At 67.7% G+C, this 18698-nt stretch carries 21 protein-coding genes; 10 read left to right on the top strand and 11 right to left on the bottom strand.

What is annotated here, in order from left to right:
• Positions 1-3: 3 nt before the first annotated feature.
• Both ACLJOO_RS17800 and ACLJOO_RS17795 read right to left on the bottom strand, forming a co-directional pair.
• Complete coding sequence (locus ACLJOO_RS17800) at positions 4-441, bottom strand: MerR family transcriptional regulator (protein WP_410788277.1); 438 nt, start codon at positions 439-441, stop codon at positions 4-6.
• 56 nt (positions 442-497) lie between these two features.
• Positions 498-1124, bottom strand: coding sequence for a TetR/AcrR family transcriptional regulator (locus ACLJOO_RS17795; protein ID WP_410788276.1), 627 nt, complete (start codon positions 1122-1124; stop codon positions 498-500).
• Between the two features lie 60 nt (positions 1125-1184).
• Between ACLJOO_RS17795 and ACLJOO_RS17790 the strand changes: the two genes are divergently transcribed.
• Positions 1185-1841: a hemerythrin domain-containing protein gene (locus tag ACLJOO_RS17790; RefSeq protein ID WP_410788275.1), complete on the top strand. Its 657-nt coding sequence runs from the start codon at positions 1185-1187 to the stop codon at positions 1839-1841.
• Here the strand turns inward: ACLJOO_RS17790 and ACLJOO_RS17785 are convergent.
• From ACLJOO_RS17785 to ACLJOO_RS17770, 4 genes are read right to left on the bottom strand one after another with little or no spacing between them, the layout of a single operon-like run.
• Entirely contained in the window at positions 1838-2230 is a 393-nt protein-coding gene (locus tag ACLJOO_RS17785) for a Fur family transcriptional regulator (RefSeq protein ID WP_410788274.1), read from the bottom strand. The genes ACLJOO_RS17790 and ACLJOO_RS17785 overlap by 4 nt on opposite strands.
• A 52-nt stretch (positions 2231-2282) precedes the next feature.
• Positions 2283-3287, bottom strand: coding sequence for a metal ABC transporter permease (locus tag ACLJOO_RS17780; protein ID WP_410788273.1), 1005 nt, complete (start codon positions 3285-3287; stop codon positions 2283-2285).
• Positions 3284-4036 (bottom strand): metal ABC transporter ATP-binding protein, encoded by a 753-nt coding sequence (locus tag ACLJOO_RS17775; protein WP_410788272.1) that lies wholly within the window; start codon positions 4034-4036, stop codon positions 3284-3286. Before ACLJOO_RS17775 ends, ACLJOO_RS17780 begins: the two co-directional genes overlap by 4 nt.
• On the bottom strand, positions 4033-4977 hold the full coding sequence (locus tag ACLJOO_RS17770) for a metal ABC transporter substrate-binding protein (protein ID WP_410788271.1): 945 nt from the start codon (positions 4975-4977) through the stop codon (positions 4033-4035). Before ACLJOO_RS17770 ends, ACLJOO_RS17775 begins: the two co-directional genes overlap by 4 nt.
• Positions 4978-5028: 51 nt before the next feature.
• Here ACLJOO_RS17770 and ACLJOO_RS17765 point away from each other — a divergent pair, with 51 nt between their 5' ends.
• Together ACLJOO_RS17765 and eboE are read left to right on the top strand one after the other, a co-directional pair.
• Positions 5029-6312 (top strand): YibE/F family protein, encoded by a 1284-nt coding sequence (locus ACLJOO_RS17765; RefSeq protein WP_410788270.1) that lies wholly within the window; start codon positions 5029-5031, stop codon positions 6310-6312.
• A gap of 109 nt (positions 6313-6421) precedes the next feature.
• A complete protein-coding gene (gene eboE, locus ACLJOO_RS17760) occupies positions 6422-7570 on the top strand; it encodes a metabolite traffic protein EboE (protein ID WP_410788269.1) in 1149 nt (382 codons plus the stop codon).
• Here the strand turns inward: eboE and ACLJOO_RS17755 are convergent.
• Positions 7529-8764: an FAD-dependent monooxygenase gene (locus tag ACLJOO_RS17755; RefSeq protein WP_410788268.1), complete on the bottom strand. Its 1236-nt coding sequence runs from the start codon at positions 8762-8764 to the stop codon at positions 7529-7531. The genes eboE and ACLJOO_RS17755 overlap by 42 nt on opposite strands.
• A gap of 97 nt (positions 8765-8861) precedes the next feature.
• On the opposite strand from ACLJOO_RS17755, the gene ACLJOO_RS17750 reads away from it, so the two are divergent.
• On the top strand, positions 8862-9404 hold the full coding sequence (locus ACLJOO_RS17750) for a TetR/AcrR family transcriptional regulator (protein ID WP_410788267.1): 543 nt from the start codon (positions 8862-8864) through the stop codon (positions 9402-9404).
• Here the strand turns inward: ACLJOO_RS17750 and ACLJOO_RS17745 are convergent, their stop codons facing one another.
• On the bottom strand, positions 9405-9776 hold the full coding sequence (locus ACLJOO_RS17745) for a DUF6703 family protein (protein ID WP_410788687.1): 372 nt from the start codon (positions 9774-9776) through the stop codon (positions 9405-9407).
• Here ACLJOO_RS17745 and ACLJOO_RS17740 point away from each other — a divergent pair.
• From ACLJOO_RS17740 to dusB, 4 genes are all read left to right on the top strand, one after another.
• Positions 9735-10016 (top strand): antibiotic biosynthesis monooxygenase family protein, encoded by a 282-nt coding sequence (locus ACLJOO_RS17740; RefSeq protein ID WP_410788266.1) that lies wholly within the window; start codon positions 9735-9737, stop codon positions 10014-10016. The genes ACLJOO_RS17745 and ACLJOO_RS17740 overlap by 42 nt on opposite strands.
• An 81-nt stretch (positions 10017-10097) precedes the next feature.
• Positions 10098-11483 (top strand): glycine--tRNA ligase, encoded by a 1386-nt coding sequence (locus tag ACLJOO_RS17735; protein ID WP_410788265.1) that lies wholly within the window; start codon positions 10098-10100, stop codon positions 11481-11483.
• 2 nt (positions 11484-11485) lie between these two features.
• Positions 11486-12166, top strand: coding sequence for a hypothetical protein (locus ACLJOO_RS17730; protein ID WP_410788264.1), 681 nt, complete (start codon positions 11486-11488; stop codon positions 12164-12166).
• Positions 12167-12168: 2 nt separating this feature from the next.
• Complete coding sequence (gene dusB, locus ACLJOO_RS17725; RefSeq protein WP_410788263.1) at positions 12169-13290, top strand: tRNA dihydrouridine synthase DusB; 1122 nt, start codon at positions 12169-12171, stop codon at positions 13288-13290.
• Positions 13291-13358: 68 nt separating this feature from the next.
• Here dusB and ACLJOO_RS17720 read toward each other — a convergent pair whose 3' ends face one another.
• From ACLJOO_RS17720 to ACLJOO_RS17710, 3 genes are all read right to left on the bottom strand, one after another.
• Entirely contained in the window at positions 13359-13856 is a 498-nt protein-coding gene (locus tag ACLJOO_RS17720; protein ID WP_410788262.1) for an AAA family ATPase, read from the bottom strand.
• 720 nt (positions 13857-14576) lie between these two features.
• Complete coding sequence (locus ACLJOO_RS17715; protein WP_410788261.1) at positions 14577-15464, bottom strand: NAD-dependent epimerase/dehydratase family protein; 888 nt, start codon at positions 15462-15464, stop codon at positions 14577-14579.
• Positions 15465-15529: 65 nt separating this feature from the next.
• A complete protein-coding gene (locus ACLJOO_RS17710; RefSeq protein WP_410788260.1) occupies positions 15530-15874 on the bottom strand; it encodes a hypothetical protein in 345 nt (114 codons plus the stop codon).
• Positions 15875-16074: 200 nt separating this feature from the next.
• Between ACLJOO_RS17710 and ACLJOO_RS17705 the strand changes: the two genes are divergently transcribed.
• Positions 16075-17406: a hypothetical protein gene (locus ACLJOO_RS17705; RefSeq protein ID WP_410788259.1), complete on the top strand. Its 1332-nt coding sequence runs from the start codon at positions 16075-16077 to the stop codon at positions 17404-17406.
• A complete protein-coding gene (locus ACLJOO_RS17700; protein WP_410788258.1) occupies positions 17373-18698 on the top strand; it encodes an extracellular solute-binding protein in 1326 nt (441 codons plus the stop codon). The genes ACLJOO_RS17705 and ACLJOO_RS17700 overlap by 34 nt, the downstream gene beginning before the upstream one ends.

Here is an 18698-nt window from a genome sequence, read left to right as displayed (position 1 = left end):
CGGTTACGGGGCGGCGGTGCCGCCGTACACAGTGATCTTGTAGTCGGTCACCGCGAGGGCGAGCTGCAGATCGCGCAGCTGGCGCTGGATCCGGTCACGGTGCTCCTGCATCAGGGCGAGCCGCTGAGGTGCGGTGTGGTCGCCCTCGAGCACCAGCTCCAGGTAGTGGCTGATCGTGCCGATCGGCATGCCGGAGGCACGCAGCCTGCTGATGAACGCGATCCGCGCCATCGCCCGCTGGTCGTAGCTGCGGTACCCGGCGGAATCCCGGCGTACGTCGAGCAGGCCGATGCGCTCGTAGTACCGCAGGGTGTGCGCGGTGAGGCCGGTGAGCTCGGAGGCCTCGGCGATCGACAGCTGCTCGGGCAGGTCCTCCGGCAGCTCGAGCAGGCCCATCAGGTCCCGATCGATCGGCGGGGTGAGCAGTTCGGTCGCGTTCATGTCTACGACGGTATGCCTTAGAGCGCGCTCAAAGGCAAAGGTGACCTCGGCCACAGTCAGCCGAGGAGCTCCCGGGCGAGCGCATCGGTCAACCATTCGGCGTACTTCGTGTCGCTCCAGCCGTAGCGGCGCAGCTCGAGGAACGGGCCGGAGGTGGACAGCATCAGCAGCAGGTCGACGGCGTCGGCTGCGTCGAGACCCGGACGCAGCCCCCAGCGCCCGGCGATCTGATCCACCACCTGGCGCAGACCGTCGCGCCGCAGCTGCTCGCTGCGCTCGACCACGGCCACCGCATCGGGCTCGTGGGACGCCGACTCGGCGACCTCTTTGATCACCGCGACCCGCGTCAGGATTGCGGTGTTGCCTCGAACGAACGCGGCCAGCGCCGCCCGGCCGGACTCCGCCGCGGAGATCTCGGCGAAGAAGGCTTGCTGCAGAGGCGGAAGCCGATCCGGCCCGAGGACGGCGTGGTCGAAGCAGGCTTGCAGGAGCTCGGCCTTGGTGTGGAAGACGAAGTACACGGTCTGTACGGCGACACCGGCGCGGCCGGCGATATCGGTCATCCGCGCGCCGACGTACCCGGCCTCGGCGAACACCTCGATGGCGGCGTGGATCACCCGCTCCCGGGTCTCCGCCGCCTGTTCGCGGCGGGTGCGCTTCGGCGTCTTGACAGGCTTCCCCACCCGTCTCACGCTAGCAGTAGTCATTCACTAGTGGCAGCCACTAGTGAAAGGGGGAGAGGCATGGCGACACCAGTCGGCGCTGTGAAGGCATCTGATCCGTGGGAGATGGCACTGATCCACCGGGTGATCCGGCGGGGGTTCGAGCAGGCGAGGGTGCATGTGCTGGCCGCTGGGGCCGAGTCGCGGGCCGCAGCGGTGGCGGCGTACGTCGACTTCCAGCTCGACGGTCTGCACTCGCACCACTCGACGGAGGACGAGCTGCTCTGGCCTCTGCTGCTCGAGCGCGCTGAGCTGTCGGCCGCGCTGATCCGCCGGATGGAGCAGCAGCACGTGGCGATCCACGATGCCGTGGATGCGGCCCGAAGCGCGCTGACGGCCTGGCGTACGACACCGACCGCTGCTGGTGCGGAGCCGCTCGGCGCGGCGCTCGAGCTCGTGTCCGCGCGGCTTGTCGAGCACTTGGGGGAGGAGGAGCGTGACGTCGTACCGCTGATCGCGACGCACGTCACCCAGGCCGAGTGGGATCAGCTGGGGCAGAAGGCGTTCAGCAAGTTCAAGCCGAACCAGCGGTTCACGGCGATGGGCGAACTGCTCGCAACCGCCCGGCCCGAGGAGGCCGCCCGGATGCTGGCCGACCTACCCGCACCCGTCCGGGGCATCTGGTGGCTGTTCGGGCAGCGCCGCTACCAGCGGTTCATGAAGTCCGTCGAAGGCTAGGACTTCTGGCACTCCTGGCAGGTGCCGAAGATCTCCAGGGTGTGACTGATGTCGGCGTAGCCGTGCTCGGCCGCGACCTTGTCGGCCCAGCGCTCGACGGCCGGACCCTCGACCTCGACGGTGCGGCCGCAGCTGCGGCAGACGAGGTGATGGTGGTGACCCTTCGAGCAGCGCCGGTACGCCGTTTCGCCGTCGGCGGTGCGCAGTACGTCGACCTCGCGGGAGTCCGCGAGCGCCTGCAGAGTGCGGTAGACAGTGGTCAGACCGACGGCCTCACCGGCGGACCGGAGCTCCTGGTGGATCTCCTGGGCGGTCCGGAAGTCGTCGATCTTGTCGAGCGCGAACGCGACCGCCGCGCGTTGACGGGTCGAGCGTGTTCCGATAGCCACCGTTCCTCCTGTCATCTCTCTACCGCCCTCCAGTCTCTCAGAACTCAGCAAGTCAATGCTCGTCCCAGTGGTCACCGTGCGCCGCGTGCAGGTGACCGTCGTGTACGTAGTCGACGTGATCCCCGTGCTCGACCTTCTTGTGGCCGCAGGCCTGGCTGTGTGCGTGCGGGTGCCCGGCGCTCACCACATGCGGCTCCGGTGCCGGTACGCCGATCTCCGGCTCCTCATCCGCCAGCGGACGTGCCCGACCGGCCCGCCGCCGCAGCAGTGTCCCGACCGTCGCAGCCACCACGAACCCGGCCAGTGCCAGCACCACGATGGTCGCACCCGGCGCCACATTCGCGTTGTACGACGTGACGATGCCGGCCAGACACGCCAGCACACCGATGACACACGCGGTGATGAACGTACTGCGGAACGACCGAGTCACCTGCTGCGCTGTCGCCACCGGGACGACCATGAGCGCACTGACCAGCAGCAGCCCCACCGTGCGCATCGCGACCGTCACAGTGACCGCAGCCATCACGGCGATCACCAGGTTGAGCAGCTGGACCCTGAGTCCCGTCGTACGGGCGAACTCCTCGTCCTGGCACACCGCGAACAGCTGTGGGCCTAGACCGATCGCTACGACCAGTACGGCGACGGCGAGGCCGACAACGACGTACAGGTCGCTCTGGGAGACCGTGGTGAGTGAACCGAACAGGTAGGTGTTCAGCGTGGCTGCACCCTGACCTGCGAGGCCGATCAGCAGCACACCGCCTGCGATACCGCCGTAGAACAAGAGAGCGAGCGCCACGTCACCAGTGGCCTTGCCGCGGGCGCGGACCAGTTCGATGGCGGTCGCGCCGGCGATCGACACGATGATGGCCGTCAGCACAGGTGCGCTACCGGTGAGCAGACCGAGCGCCACACCGGTGATCGCGATGTGACCGATGCCGTCACCCATGAGCGACAGCCGCCGCTGCACCAAGTACGTCCCGATAGCGGGAGCTGACAGCCCTGTGAGCAGCCCGGCGATCAGGGCCCGCTGCATGAACTCGAGCTGGAACATGGTCATGACGTGAGCCACCCCGGGTCGTCGTCGGTGTGGGAGTGGTGGACGTGGGCGTGGGTCTGGGAGGCGTGCGGCGGGCCGTCGTACACGATGCGGCCGCGGCGCATCACGACCGAGCGGTCGATGAGGGCGTCCATCGGGCCGAGGTCGTGGCTCACCATCACCACGGTCGTGCCGCGGGCGACCCGCTCCCGGACCGCGTCCGCGAAGATCTGCTGGCTGGCCAGGTCCACGCCGGCCGTCGGCTCGTCGAGGATCAGCAGCTCCGGGTCCGACACCAGGGCTCGCGCGATCAGCACCCGCTGCTGCTGCCCACCGGACAGCTCGGCCACCGCGTCCTTACGCCGGTCGGCCATGTCGACGACCTCCAGCGCCTCCTCGATCGCCTGCTTGCCGGCGGCACCGAGCGGTGCGAACATCCGCCGCTTCGAGAGCAGACCGGACGACACCACCTCGTACACGGTCGCCGGTACGCCGCCGGCCGCGGTGATGCGCTGCGGCACGTACCCGACCCGTCGCCACTCGCGGAAGCGGGGGACCGGCGTCCCGAACAGCCGGACCTCGCCACGGGCCGCCGGGAGCAGCCCGACGACGGTCTTGATCAGTGTGGACTTGCCGGAGCCGTTGGTGCCGAGCACGGCGACCACCTCGCCCTGGCGGATCCGCAGGTCGATGCCCCGAAGCACCAGACGGCCGCCCAGGTCGACGGAGAGATCGTCGACCTGGACGGCCCTGGATGCGGTATCTGTCACGAGCAGCCGTTCGCCTTCCGGAGCTCCTGCAGGTTCTCCTGCATGAGCGTCAGGTACGTTTCCTGGGAGTTCGCGTCCGACAGGCCCTCGATCGGGCTCAGTACGGCGGTCTGGACGCCGACGTCCTTCGCGATCGTCTCGGCCACCTTCGGACTGACCAGCTCCTCGTAGAAGATGGTCGTCACGTGCTGGGCCTTCACGATGTCCTGGACCTCCTTGATCCGGGCCGGTGTCGGCTCCGCGTCCGGCGTGAACCCGGCGATCCCGACCATCGTCAGACCGTACCGCTTCGCGAGGTACGCGAACGCCTCGTGGCTGGTCACGAACGTCTTCAGCTTGCAGGTCGCCAGACCGGTCTTGAACTCCGTGTCGAGCTTGCCGACCTGGGCGAGCAGCGCCTTCGCGCGCTCGTGGTACCCGGCGGCGTTGGCGCTGTCGACACTCACGAGCTTGTCCTCGACCGCCTTGACGACCGCGGCGTACCGCACCGGGTCGAGCCAGAAGTGCGGGTCGAGAGCGTTGTCCTTGTGGGCGGCTGGGGCCGCGCCCTCCTCGTGCTCCTCGAAGTCGGCGCCGGTGGCTTCCAGCTGCGCGGCCGGCGCGATGTCGAAGCCGGCGTCCTTGGCGTTCTGCTCGACGGCCTCGTCGACGGCAGGCTGCAGGTCCTTCTCGAAGACGACGAGTTTCGCGCTCGCGATTTCTCCTACCTGCTTGGGCGTCAGCTCCAGGTCGTGGGGCTCGACGCCGGGGGCCGTCAGCGTGGTGACGTTCACCGCGTCGCCCCCCACTGTGCGGGCGATGAACTCGAGCGGGTAAAACGAAGCAACGACGTCGAGCTTGCCGCCACCGGTGCCGTTGGCGGCGGAGCCGCCGCATCCGGCCAGGGTGACGGCGACCAGGGCGGTGGCGCCGGCGAGGACAGCTCGAAGACCAGATTTCATGACAATCATTTTCATTTAACTGGAACTGATTGTCAAAACAGGGAGTTCACGATGGCCAGCCGCAACGTCGGGCGACGACGTGCCGACCACAAGGGCAACCGCCGCCGGACCCTCGATATTCCGCAGGGTCACGGTCATGGGCACGGACACGGGCACGGCGATCACGTGGTCGACACCTCGGTGGTGAACTCCGACGCGGTCGTCGCCCGGCGCGTCCGGATCGTGGTCGCCGCGATCCTGATCCCGCTGATCACCGGGGCCGTGGTGCTGATGATCGCGTTGTGGCCGGGCGGTGGCGTGAAGGTCGACTCGTACCAGACCAGCACCGCCCGCGGCGAGGTCACCGCGATCAAGGCCTGCCCGGACCCGAAGGACAAGTGCGACCTGGCCACGGTCAAGCTGAGCAACGGCCCGGACAAGGGGAAGGCGGTGCCGGTCCAGGTGCCGAGCGCCGGTCAGACCCCGTTCGCGATCAAGGCCGGCCAGTCGGTGATGCTCGGCATCCAGGACGGCGCGCCGCTGGACCAGCGGTACCAGTACGTCGACCACGACCGGTCGAAGCCGTTGCTGATCCTCGCGGTGATCTTCGCGATCGCGGTCGTCGCGCTGTCGCGGTGGCGTGGCTTCGCGGCCCTGATCGCGCTCGCGGTGACCGCGGTGATGCTCACCCAGTTCATCCTGCCGGCGATCCTGAAGGGCTCGAATCCGCTGGTGGTCGCGGTCGTCGGCGGTGCCGTGATCATGACGATCGCGGTGTTCCTCACGCACGGGATCAATGCCGAGTCGTCGATCGCACTGGCGGGGACGATCGCCGCGCTCGGGCTGACCGTGCTGCTCGGCTGGTTCTTCGCCAAGTTCTCGCAGCTGAGCGGTCTGGCCGCGGATGGTGCGTCCGCGGCCAAGTCGTTCGCGCCCAACCTCGACCTGACCGGGCTACTGGTGGCCGGGATGGTCATCGGTGCCCTGGGTGTCCTCGACGACGTCACGGTCACGCAGGCGGCCGCTGTCTGGGAGTTGTCGGCGGCCAACCCCGCGGCGAGCCGACGCGAGCTGATGTCCGCGGGTCTGCGCATCGGCCGCACGCATGTCGCCTCGGTGGTGAACACCCTGGTCCTCGCGTACGCCGGTGCCGCGATGCCGGTGCTCATCGTCTTCGCGATCCAGGACCTGCCGACGCTGTCCGTCATCTCCACCGAGTCGGTCGCGATGGAGGTCGTCCGCGGCCTGATCGGCAGCCTCGGGATCATCGCGGCGGTCCCGCTCACCACCGCGCTCGCCGCGATGGCGGTCGCCGACCGCTCCCGCGAACTGGTCGCCGACGCGGAACGCCTCTAACCGAAAATCAGCCCTTCCCCCCGAGCGCTGTGGCTTTTACAGTGCTAACTAGGTCACGGAGAGTCCGCCCGCGATTACCTTCGGCGACCTAACGGGGTGAGGAGTGCTGATGAGGTTCTGTCATCGGGACGGTTCGACCGTTCATCTGGGGTACTGCGCGACGGTGCATCCGGCCGCGGAGCTCGACGAGCTGATCGCCGGCCTCGACACCTGTGCGGGTGCGGTCCGCTCGGCGCTCGGCGTACCTGTCCTCGGGGTCGGTCTGTGGTTCCCGCATCGGCTGGCCGATCGGCTGGCGAACTCGCCGGCCGCGCTCAGCAAGCTCCGCCGGGCACTGCAGCGCAATCGGCTCGAGGTCGTCACGCTGAACGGCACGCCGCACGCGCAGTTCACCGACAAGGTCGTCGGCACCAAGCTGTACTGCCCCGACTGGACCGACCCTGAGCGACTCCGCTACACCCTCGACCTGATCGACGTGCTGGCCGAACTGCTCCCCACGGACGTCGCGTACGGATCGATCTCGACCGTGCCGCTCGGCTGGCGGGTGCCGTGGTCGAAGGAGCGGAACCGCGCCGCGCGCGCGGCGATCGACCGCGTCGAACAGCACCTGGCCCGGACCGAGGCCAGGACCGGCCGGACGATCCGGATCGCCGTCGAGACCGAGCCGGGCTGCGTACTCGAGATGATCGGCCAGGCCACCGCGTGGCTGGACCGCTACTCCAGCCCGTACGGCGGTACGTCGCGTATCGGCCTGGGGCTCGACACGTGTCATCTGGCGGTGCAGTTCGAGGACCCGGCCGAGTCGTTCGAGCTGCTATGGCGAGCGGGCGTCGACGTGGTCAAGGCGCAGCTGTCCCTGGCTCCAACACTTGTGGACCCGGGGGACGCCTCCGGTCGGTACGTGCTCGGTCAACTCGGCACACCGAAGTACCTGCGCCAAGTGCGTGAGTGGGGCGGACCTGGGGTGGACGACGTGGCACAGGCCTACGAACTGTCCGGTCACGCCGCCTGGCGGATGCATGCCCACCTGGCGGCCCACGCTGCGCCACCAGATCCGTTGAGCGCGACAACCGGCGTACTGGATGACTGTCTGACCAGACTGGTTGGTGGTGGGCATCCACTCACGCACCACCTGGAGTCAGAGGTGTACGTGTGGCCGCGTGCGGCCAGAACTCAGCAGGCGTTGGCGAAACGGATCGCCAAGGAGCTGACGTGGCTACGTGACCGGCTGACCGCTCTGGGGCTGGACGAGGTCTGAGTAGTCAGGCAGCGGGACTGAGCTGAGGGCCTTGCCTACTGCGTTCTGCGACCAGATGAAGCGCTGGACCGCTGTCGGCAGCTTTGCCAGCCCGGCTGCTGCAGCAGGTATCAGCCGCAACGCAAGCGGGCTGCCCGGGATGATAGTGCGCATCACCTTCGGTGCGAGCCGTCGGCTCGACGCTACGAGCGGCCGGATGATCCGCTCGTAGTTGCGCAGTCCCGACGGCAGATCAGCACGTGCCGCAGCCAGCTCTCCGGCCAGGATGTACGCCGCCACGACAGCAAGGCTCGTACCGCCACCGACTGCCGGGCCGGGGCAGTAGCCCGCGTCCCCGACCAGTCCGATGCGGCCGCGGTGCCAGGTGTCCAGCGTGATCTGTGCGATCGAGTCGAAGTAGAAGTCCTCTGCTTGTTCCAGGTGCTCCAGCAGCTCCGGCACCTTCCAGCCGTAGTCCCGGAACTCCTTGTTCAGCAGGGCTTTCTGCTCGTCCTTGTCGCGGTAGTCGTACTGCAGCTCAGGTGCGCGGAAGAGGAAGCCCGCGCGGACCTGACCGGTCTGGCGCACGCCGTAGATGCCGACCAGAGTGTCGACGGAGAAGTGGGACAGCGTGTGGTTGCCGAGGCCGAAGACGTCCGGCATCGAGAACACCGCAAGGTACCCGCCGAGCGACCGGTGCAGTGGCTCCTCGGGACCGAAGACGAGCCGGCGGACGTTCGAGTGCATCCCGTCCGCGCCGATCACCAGGTCGAACCGGCGTTCGGTCCCCGAGTCGAACACCACCTCGACGCCGGCGCCGTCGTCGTGCACGCTCGCGATCGAGTCGCCGAACACGTATTCCGCGGTGTCGCGGGTGGCGTCGTACAGGATCCTGGTCAGCTCGCCGCGGAGGATCTCCACGTGCCGGCTCGAGATTCCGGCGTACATCCGGCTGAGATCGACATCGACCGGGCGCTTGCCGAACCGCTCGATGGTCATCGCGTCGAGCTGGGTGCGAGCCGCCTCGATCGCGTCCCAGCAGCCCATCCGCCGGGTGACGTCGGCGGCCGAGCTGAACAGGTCGACGGCATGACCGCCGAGTCCGTGCCGCAGGGCCGGGGTGCGCTCGACGAGCGTCGGCTCGAAGCCGTAGCGGTGCAACCAGTGGGCGAGGACCGGGCCGGCCACGCTCGCACCCGAGATCAGGACCTTCATGACACCTCCTGGCGTTTGCTTACTTATCGGAAGGTAAGTAAACGAGGGCAGGCTTGTCAATGGCTTACTTACCGGAAGGTCAGCTAATCTTCCGGGTATGCCGAGACGACGGACCGGCGACACCCGGGCGCGGATCCAGCAGGCCGCGCTGGAGCTGTTCGCCGAGCGCGGGATGCAGCAGACCAGCCTGCGCGACATCGCCGACCGACTCGGCGTCACCAAACCGGCGCTGTACTACCACTTCGAGTCCCGCGAGGACCTGCTCAACAGCCTGGTCGAGCCGATGATCGCCGAGTTCGAGGCGTACGCCGCGGCGCAACAGGAAGCTGCTCCGGTGCCACCGCGCGAACTGCTCGGTTCGTACTTCGACCTCGCCTACCGGCACCGCGCCTTGATCCAGCTCGCGATCCGCGACCTCTCGGTGCTGCACGAACTGAAGCTGGCCGACCGTTTCATCGAGTGGCGCGGCACGCTCGCGACGCTCCTGATCGGCACGAGTCCGTCGCTGTCCGACGTGGTCCGCTGCATGGTCGCGCTGGGCGGGCTGTCCGACTGCGCGGTGATGATCGACCACGAACCCGTCGCCGAACTGCGTGAGGCCGCGGTCGAGGCGGCGTACGACAGCCTCGGCCGCCCCTGACTAACCGGTGGCGATCCGGGAGACCGCGAAGAGCAGGATGACGAGGATCGAGAAGATCCGCAGGAATCGCGGCCCGGTCGTCACCGCCGGCCACGACAGGAACGCCAGCCAGCCCAGCAGCAACGCCAGCAGCACCAACGCCGGGATCCCCACCGGGACCGGAGCGAACACTCCGACCAACGCCAGCAGCAGGGTGATCGCCGGCAGGGTCAGCTTCGGCGCGGCATGCAGCTTCGCGACGTACGGGTAACTCACCTTGGTGATCCGCTGCCGCAACGGGCTGCTGGGGGTACTCATGGCCCCATTGTTCCAGGTCCTATGGTTGAGCCCGTGTTCGTCGTGATCAGGTTTCGGGTGGGGGAGAGTGCGCAGGCCGGATTCGCGGAGCGGATGCGCGGGGCGGTCGAGGTGCTCGGGCGGCAGAAGGGGTTCGTTTCGGCCCGGGTGGGGCGGAACGTCGACGACCCGGAGTTGCTGGCGCTGACGCTGGAGTTCGAGAACATCGGCAGTTACCGCCGGGCGCTGTCGCCGTACGAGGTGAAACTGGCCGCGGTGCCGCTGTTGTCGGAGGCGATCGACGAGCCGACGGCGTACGAAGAGTTGCTGCCGTAGCACGGATTCGATAGCGGCCACCCTGGACCGATAGCCTGGTTCCTTCCGTAGATTCATCTGTGCCCGTTCTGGAGTCGAAAAGTGCCCGTGGAAACCGTCGATGCCGTCGTCAGCCTCAGCAAGCGGAGGGGCTTCGTGTACCCGTGCGGCGAGATCTACGGCGGTACCAAGTCGGCCTGGGACTACGGACCGCTCGGCGTCGAACTGAAGAACAACGTCCGCACCCAGTGGTGGCGGACGATGGTGACCGGCCGCGACGACATCGTCGGCCTGGACTCCTCGGTGATCCTGCCGACCAAGGTCTGGGAGGCCTCCGGCCACCTGTCCGAGTTCGTCGACCCGCTCACCGAGTGCCAGTCCTGCCACAAGCGGTTCCGCGACGACCACCTCCGCGAGGACTTCGCCCGCCGGAAGAACAAGGACGTCGACGACGTCAAGCTGGCCGAGATCGCCTGCCCGAACTGCGGTAACAAGGGCACGTTCACCGAGCCGCGGATGTTCAACGGCCTGCTGAAGACGTACCTCGGCCCGGTCGAGTCCGAGGAGGGCCTGCACTACCTCCGCCCGGAGACCGCGCAGGGCATCTTCATCAACTTCGCGAACGTGATGGGCACCGCGCGGAAGAAGCCGCCGTTCGGCATCGCCCAGGTCGGCAAGAGCTTCCGCAACGAGATCACCCCGGGCAACTTCATCTTCCGGACCCGCGAGTTCGAGCAGATGGAGATGGAGTTCTTCGTCGAGCCGGGCTCCGACGAGGACTGGCACGAGTACTGGCTGAAGGCGCGCTGGGACTGGTACACCGGCCTCGGGCTGAACGCGGACAACATGCGGTTCTACGAGCACCCGAAGGAGAAGCTGAGCCACTACTCGAAGCGCACCGTCGACATCGAGTACCGGTTCAACTTCGGCGGCAAGGAGTTCGACGAGCTCGAGGGCATCGCGAACCGCACCGACTTCGACCTGTCCACGCACTCCAAGCACTCCGGCGCCGACCTGTCGTACTTCGACCAGGAGAAGGGCGAGCGCTGGACGCCGTACGTCATCGAGCCCGCGGCCGGCCTGACCCGTAACGTGCTCGCGTTCCTGCTGGACGCGTACACCGAGGACGAGGCGCCGAACGCCAAGGGCGGTGTCGACAAGCGGACGGTACTGCGCTTCGACCCGCGGCTCGCCCCGGTCAAGGCGGCCGTGCTGCCGCTGTCCCGCAACGCCGACCTGTCGCCGAAGGCCCGCGACCTGGCCGGCGAGCTGCGGAAGAACTGGAACGTCGACTTCGACGACGCCGGTGCAATCGGCCGCCGGTACCGCCGCCAGGACGAGATCGGTACGCCGTACTGCATCACCGTCGACTTCGACACCCTCGAGGACCACGCGGTGACGATTCGCGAGCGGGACTCGATGAAGCAGGAGCGGGTCGCCCTCACCGAGGTCACCGGCTACCTCGCCCAGCACCTGGTGGGTTGCTGACGATGACGCTGTCACGGGATCGCGCGCTGGCCGCCTTGGGGCTGTCGGTGCTTGCGGTGTTCGTGCTGTCGTCCTGCTCGGACAGCAAGCCTTCAGCTGGGAGCACGCCGTCCGCGTCGTCGTCTACTTCTTCGAGCGCACCGCCGTCCAGTGCCCCGATCCCGACCGCTTCCACGCCTTCATTGACCCCGCTGCCGACGCCGTCCAAGCCGTGGCCGACGCCGAAGGTCACCGGCGCGCCGGCCGACGACGCTCCGCTGGCTTCGCGGATCACGTTCGCAATCTCCAAGCAGGCGCAGATCGCGGCCGGAAAGGCAGCCGCCACGACCGTGAAGTGCCCGGGCATCGACAAGGTCGAGACCGCCGGCAAGCACGAGCTGACCTGCACTGTGACGTACGCCGGGAAGCCGTACAGCGGCACTCTCACGGTCGACGCCAAGCAGTACACGGCGTCGTACAAGTTCACCTCGGAGTCGGTCGCGATCGTGCGCGCGAAAGTGGTCGACGCCGTACTGCGGACTGTGACGGACGCCGCGAAGGTGACCTGCACGATGGATGATGTTGCCGTGGTCAAGCATTCCGATGCCGGTATCGCGTGTGACGTGACGACGACGGCGAACGCCGTACAGCCTTATAAAGCACAGGTTTCCGGTAACGGCCAGGTGCTGGTGGCGAAGGCCTGATCATGCTTCACCTGGGTAATTTGACGATCGAGACGCCGGTGGTGCTGGCGCCGATGGCCGGCATCACCAACGCGGCGTACCGGCGGCTGTGCGCCGAGCAGGGCGCCGGGCTGTACGTGTGCGAGATGATCACGTCGCGCGGCATCGTCGAGGGTGACCAGAAGTCGCTCGACATGCTGACGTTCGACGCGCGGGAGACGGTTCGGTCGGTGCAGCTGTACGGCGTCGACCCTGTCTTCATCGGGCGGGCGGTGCAGATCCTTTGTGACTCCTATGGTGTCGCGCACATCGACCTGAACTTCGGGTGCCCGGTCCCGAAGGTCACGCGCAAGGGCGGTGGCGCCGCGCTGCCGTGGAAGCGGAACCTGCTCGGCGCGATCCTGCGCTCCGCGGTGCAGGCCGCGACGCCGTACGGCGTACCGGTGACGATGAAGACCCGGATCGGGATCGACGCCTCGCACCAGACCTACCTGGACGCCGGACGGATCGCTGAGGAATCCGGCGCTGCGGCGATCGGGTTGCACGGGCGGACGGCATCTCAGGCGTACTCCGGGCAGGCCGACTGGACCGCGATCGCCGCGCTGGTGGAGCACGTGTCGATCCCGGTGCTGGGGAACGGCGATATCTGGGAAGCCGGCGACGCTTTGCGGATGGTCGCTGAGACCGGGTGCGCCGGTGTCATCGTCGGGCGTGGGTGCCTGGGGCGGCCGTGGTTGTTCCGCGATCTCGCGGTCGCGTTCGCCGGTGGCGAGGCGTTGAACCTGCCGACGCTCGGCGAAGTCGCCGACGTGATGCGCCGGCACGGCGAGCTGCTCGCGGAGCTGATGGGGGAGCAGCGCGGCCTGCGCGACTTCCGCAAACACGTCCCGTGGTACCTGAAGGGCTTCCCCGCCGGCGGCGAACTCCGCGCCGCCCTCGGCATGGTCGACTCCCTCGCCCGCCTGGACGAGCTCCTGGCGCAACTGGACCGCACCGTCCCCTTCCCAGTCGCCGAACTAGGCGCCCCCCGAGGCCGCCAAGGCAGCCCCCGAGACCACATCGTCCTCCCCCAAGGCTGGCTCGACGACACCGACGGCCTAACCGCCGACCTAGCCGACGCCGAAATCGGAGTCTCCGGCGGCTAAGAACACCGCTCCGCGGCGGCTGTCCGTTGGCAGCCTCCGGCGGCTGATGCCGCCATTCGGCCGGTGGCTCAGAGGGCCAATTGCTGGAGGTCGTCGACCGACGTCACTCGTACGGCGTGTTCGTCGGCCCCCGGTGGCTCGAAGTCTGCGAGGTGCTGGTCCAGTACCGCGTCCGCGACGTCGCGCCGCTGCGGATCGAGCCGGTTGTCGGCCCGGCGCCGGCGTACCGTCGCGTGGTCCGCCTCGACGTAGACCAGGGTGAACCGAGCCCCGACCTCGCGAGCCAGCGAACGCCAACCGTCCCGGAGAAACCGCGGCGAACTGGTGTCATCGACGACCACCGAGGTCCCCGACCGCAGCAGCTCGCGCACCTCGGCTGACGCCAGCTCATGCGTCCGGATCCATTCTTGGACGGGAATGCCGTCACCACCCCACAGCCCCCGGCGCTCGTTGATCTCGTCGAGACTCACGATGCGCGCCGCCAGCCGGGGCGCCAGCGCACGCGCGACCGTGCTCTTTCCGGAGAACGACGTCCCGCACAACAGAACCAATCTGCTTCCCGTCACACCCACCATCAAACCGTCCCCGAGGGGTCGGCGCCGGTATGTGGAGACAGGTTCTGGTGTGGGGAGACATGCAATTGCGACTCTCCGGTCTGATGTGTCGGTGTCGGTGGGGCACCCGAGGACATATGACAGGCCGTGGCGGGCTGGAACCCGACATTCCCTGTCTCCGCCCACCAGCTCCTGTCCCCAGTCCCCACCGCCACCGCTCGCATGCACGCACCGCACCACCGCCCGGCGTGCACCGTCCCGCACACGAGGGGATATCCGACGGTGTTGTGCCTTCTCCGTTGGTATGCGAGGGGAGAACCCACAACACCAGGGGATACCCGGTTCTATTGCCGGAGGTGTGGGGGTTGTGGTGCCGGCTGGCGGGTTATGTGTCCGATGGCGGGACGTAGGAGACCAGCGGTGACATACCCCGCCAGTGGTGACCTGCCGACGAGCTGGCATGAGGCTGCCCCGCCGGGCAGCCGGCTGGACGATGGGCTCGTGGCGGCACGGCTGCTCGTGGGCTGTGGGATGTGCAAGCTCGACAGGTAGAGCACCGGTGAGACGCTGTACGCACGGACACGTTCACGCTCAGGTGCACTACCCAGCCGACCGACACATCCTGTCGAGCTGCAGATCACACCAAACCTGGCACCCGTCGACCACCCACACATCAGTCACAAGAGCCGCAATGGCTTGTCTCATCACGCGGCCAGGGGTGCACAGACCGGGTCAGCGGGGGTTGTCGGCGCGCCAGGCGACGTAGTGCGCGACGGCCTGAGGTACGTCGTACTGCGGGGTGAAGCCGGTGTCCGTCGTGAGGCGGGTGATGTCGAGGTGCGGGTTCGGCTGGCCGCCAGGCTTGCACGGGAGCTGTAGCGCGTCGGCGAGTTCGCGGTTGCGCATCGGACGGCCGCTGGAGACGTTGTACGTCGTGTGGCTGAGCGTGTCCGCCGTGAGGAGCAGCGCGATCGCGCGGCCCGCATCGGGGGCGTAGCACGAGTCGCCGCCGTCGTCGGCGTACAGCGGTGCCGGCTTCTCACCACGCAGTACGGCGCTGATGTACGGCGGGATGTAGTTGAACGGCGATTCCGGGTCCATCAACGGACCCCACGTCGACCCGATCCGCAGAACGACGGGTTGTACGCCGGACCCTTGGAGACCGTGCGTCGTCAGAGGTTCGACGGCCTTCTTGAACGCGACGATCAGATGCGGCAACTCGGCCGACGGGAGCGAGAGCCCTTCATGCCAAGGGCTTTCGCCCCGCCCGATGTACACGCCGAGGCTGCTCGCCACCGCGAACCGGCGTACGCCCCACGCCCGCGCCGCATCGAGCGCGTTGAACAGCCCAGTCGTATCGGTGCGGAAGTACGCGACCGGATCATCGCCCGGAATGGAGCCGGCAAGGTGCACGATGTCGCTGACGTCGTACCGCTCCCTGAGCGCGAGGAACGCGCCCCTGTCGGTCACGTCGAGCTGCTCCACCGCGACCTCCCCGGTGAGGAACGACGGCACAGCGGTACGCCGATGCGACGTGACGACGACCTCCTGCCCGAGGTCGAGAAGGGCACGCGCGGTGTGAGCGCCGATCATGCCGAGCCCACCGGTCACAAGAATCATGCCCGCGACGCTACGAGCCGCACCTCCCGGAGTCTTGATCAAATCCCGCACAATCGGTGCGCGAGCTAGTCATCCGGCCAAGAGTCCCAGGGCGACCCAGTCGGCTCCCGCTTCGTCGGCTTCTGGTTCTCCCGGTGCTCCGTGCGCGACCGCGACCCGCCGATCAGCCCGCCTACACTCAGCACGATCAGGCCGATCCCGAGGCGACGCCCGCTGGTCTCCATGGCCGAGCACGCTTCTCGGTCACCCGAATCCTTGCCAGGTCCCGAGGTGAACGCTGTACCGCATTTCACCCTCTCGAACTTCTCGAAGGTGCCACTCCACATCGTGAGCTCGTGGTAGTCCCGCTGCCAGCGGTAGACCGTCCCGACGACGTGCACACCGTCAGCGTCGAGCTCGTACTCCACCATCCGCTTTCCCCTTCGTGCCGGGGTCGGGGCCTAGCCGGGCGGATCGGCGTGCGCAGTCCGGGCGACAGCTTCCTGCCAGGCGGAATCCCTTGACCTGACCGCCGGAATCACGCGATCTTTGACGGCAATGCATTTACGAGTCACTTCCGAACGTAGTTCGTAAATCAGATACCGCCGAACCTGGTTCGTAAAGGAGTGCCGTGGACATCGTGATCGGGGTCGTCACCCATGTGACCCACCACGAGCTGTTCCACGACGCCGCGCGCACGCTGGGTGGGGTGGATCTCGAGTGGGTCAGCTACGACCACGAGGACGAGATCCGCGACAAGGTCGCCGAGTTCCTGAGTACGACGCGACTCGACGGCTTCCTGGCCGGCCCGGTGCCGTACACCGCGAGCCAAGAACTCCTCCCGCCCGGCCTGCCGGTCGGGGTGATCCGCTCGTCGGCGCTCGACCTGACGCTCGCGCTCTACCGTGCGCAGGAACGCGGCTGGGGCCGTACGCCGGTCAGCATCGACACGTTCCCGGCCGAAGCGGTCGAAGCAGTGGCCACCGCGCTGGACCTCGATCAGGACCAGATCGATTGCTTGCCCTATGCACCGACCCAGAGCGTCGACGAGATCGTCGCGTTCCACCAGGCCGCGTACCGGAGGTTCGGTGAGCGCAGCTACGTGATCAGCGTGCGCGCCGCCGTACGCGAACAACTCGCCGGCTCGCTCCAGATCATGAGCGGCATGCCGGTGCCGGCCACGATCCGTACCGAGCTGCACGAGCTCGCGCTGCGGATCGAGTCCGAGCGGGCCAGTGCGCAACGCTTCGCTGCAGGCGTCTTCCTGATCGAGGCGTCGGCGGACGAGGAACGGGCCCGGATCGGCCTGATGAACCACCTGCTCAACACTCCCGAGTTCGCCGGCGCCTGGATCGAGAACCGCGGGCGTCGCGGTGTCGTCGTCTTCGCCCACAAGGCGTTGTTCGAGCGCATCACCCGCAACTGGGTCGCCGTACCCGCTTTGGCCGAGGCCGCCGTGGCGCTCGGTGCACAGATCTCGGCCGGTTTCGGTGTCGGTGTGTCGGCCCGCAACTGCGTGCTGCTCGCCGAGCAGGCGGCCGCGCGCGCCGAGCTCGCCGACGAACCGTGTGCGTACCTGTTCGAGGACAGCGGTGTCGTGATCGGCCCGATGGGTCCGGTCGGTGAGGCGCTGCGGTTCTCGTACCGCGAGCACGGCGACGAGGTCGAACAACTCGCGAAGTACGTCGGTCTGAGCGCGACCACCGTCTCCCGGCTGGCCGCGCTGGACCACGAACTACAAGGCCGCACGCTCTCGCCTGGAGAGCTTGCCGGTCATCTCGGCATCACGGACCAGAGCGGACGCCGCCTGATCCGGACTCTCGACGCAGGCGGCCTGGTGAGCGTCGAGGGAACCGCCCAGCACCACGCCAAAGGACGCCCGACGCGTCTGTACCGACTGCGCATCGCCCAAGCGTTGGAGGCACAACCATGGAGCTCACCCGCCGCCACATCCTCAAGCTGACCGGTCTCGGACTGGCCGGCCCTGCCCTGCTGTCCGCCTGCTCGAACGACTCCTCCTCGGGAGGTGGTTCCGGCGACGGCAGCGTGAAGTTCGAAGGCTGGGACTACGAAGCCGCGCTGGTTCAGCAGAACCTCGACCGCTTCACCAAGAACAGCAGCATCAAGGTCAACTACACCCCGATCACGAGTGCGCAGTACGTCCAGAAGGTCGTCGCCGAGTTCACCGGCGGCGGCGGACCGGACGCGCTCTACGTGTACGACGACTCGCTCGCGGCCTGGGTCGAGGGCGACTACCTGCAACCTCTCGACGGGATGGCCGGCGTCGACGAGGTCTACGACGCGATCTATCCCGGCAACGCCCAGGCGATGACGTACGACGGGAAGCGGTACGGCCTCCCGTACTACACCGATGCCACCTGCCTGACGTACAACGCCGGAATCCTCGCCCAGGCAGGGATCTCGAAGCCGCCGGCCAGCCTCGAGGAGCTCGAGGCGCAGGCCCTGAAGATCAAGAACGCCGGTCTGCTGGAGTACCCGATCGGTGTGCCCGCGCAGTTGTCCGACACCTGGTGGTCCTGGGTGTGGGCGCTGCTGTTCGGCAGCGGCGGGAACATGTTCGACGATCAGCAGAACCCGATCATGAACACCTCTGACACGGTGACAAAGGACGTGTTCGCCTGGCTGCAGCAGGCCGCGACCAAGTCGAAGGTGATCGATCCGGCGTCGCTGCAATTGCTGCCGGTGCCGGTCGACAACGCGATGAAGGCGAACCGGTACGCGTACACGATCGGCGCCCGCTACGCGAGCCGCGACTACAACGACCCGGCCAAGTCCAAGGCCGCGGGCAAGATCCGGATGGGGCTCGTGCCGAGCCTGGACGGCAAGGAGCACGGGACCGTCAGCAACACCCGGATGTACGGCCTGGCGAAGGACACCGAGGTCAAGGACAACGCGTTCAAGCTGCTCACGTACCTCGGCGGGTACGACGACCAGAAGCAGCCGTACACCGCGAAGTTCTGGTTCCTGCAGCGCGGACTGGGCTTTGCCTACAAAGCGATGGTCAACGATCCGACAATCACCGCGGCGCTGAAGAAGTTCGCCGATCCGAAGATCTACACGCACCTGGCCGAGATCGCGAAGCCGCGCAACGTTCTCGGGGTGCCTTGGTACACCGAGTTCGAGACCGAGATGCACAAGGTCGTGCAAGGCGTGCTGAGCAACCAGACCCAGCCATCGGCCGCGGTCGCGTCGCTCGCGCAGTCGGCCGAGACGCTCAAGAAGAAGTACTCCTGA

Source organism: Kribbella sp. C-35 (genome assembly GCF_046549195.1).
GTDB lineage: Bacteria > Actinomycetota > Actinomycetes > Propionibacteriales > Kribbellaceae > Kribbella.
Note: the sequence above shows the minus strand (reverse complement) of the source record. Positions and strands in the feature narration are given on the sequence as shown.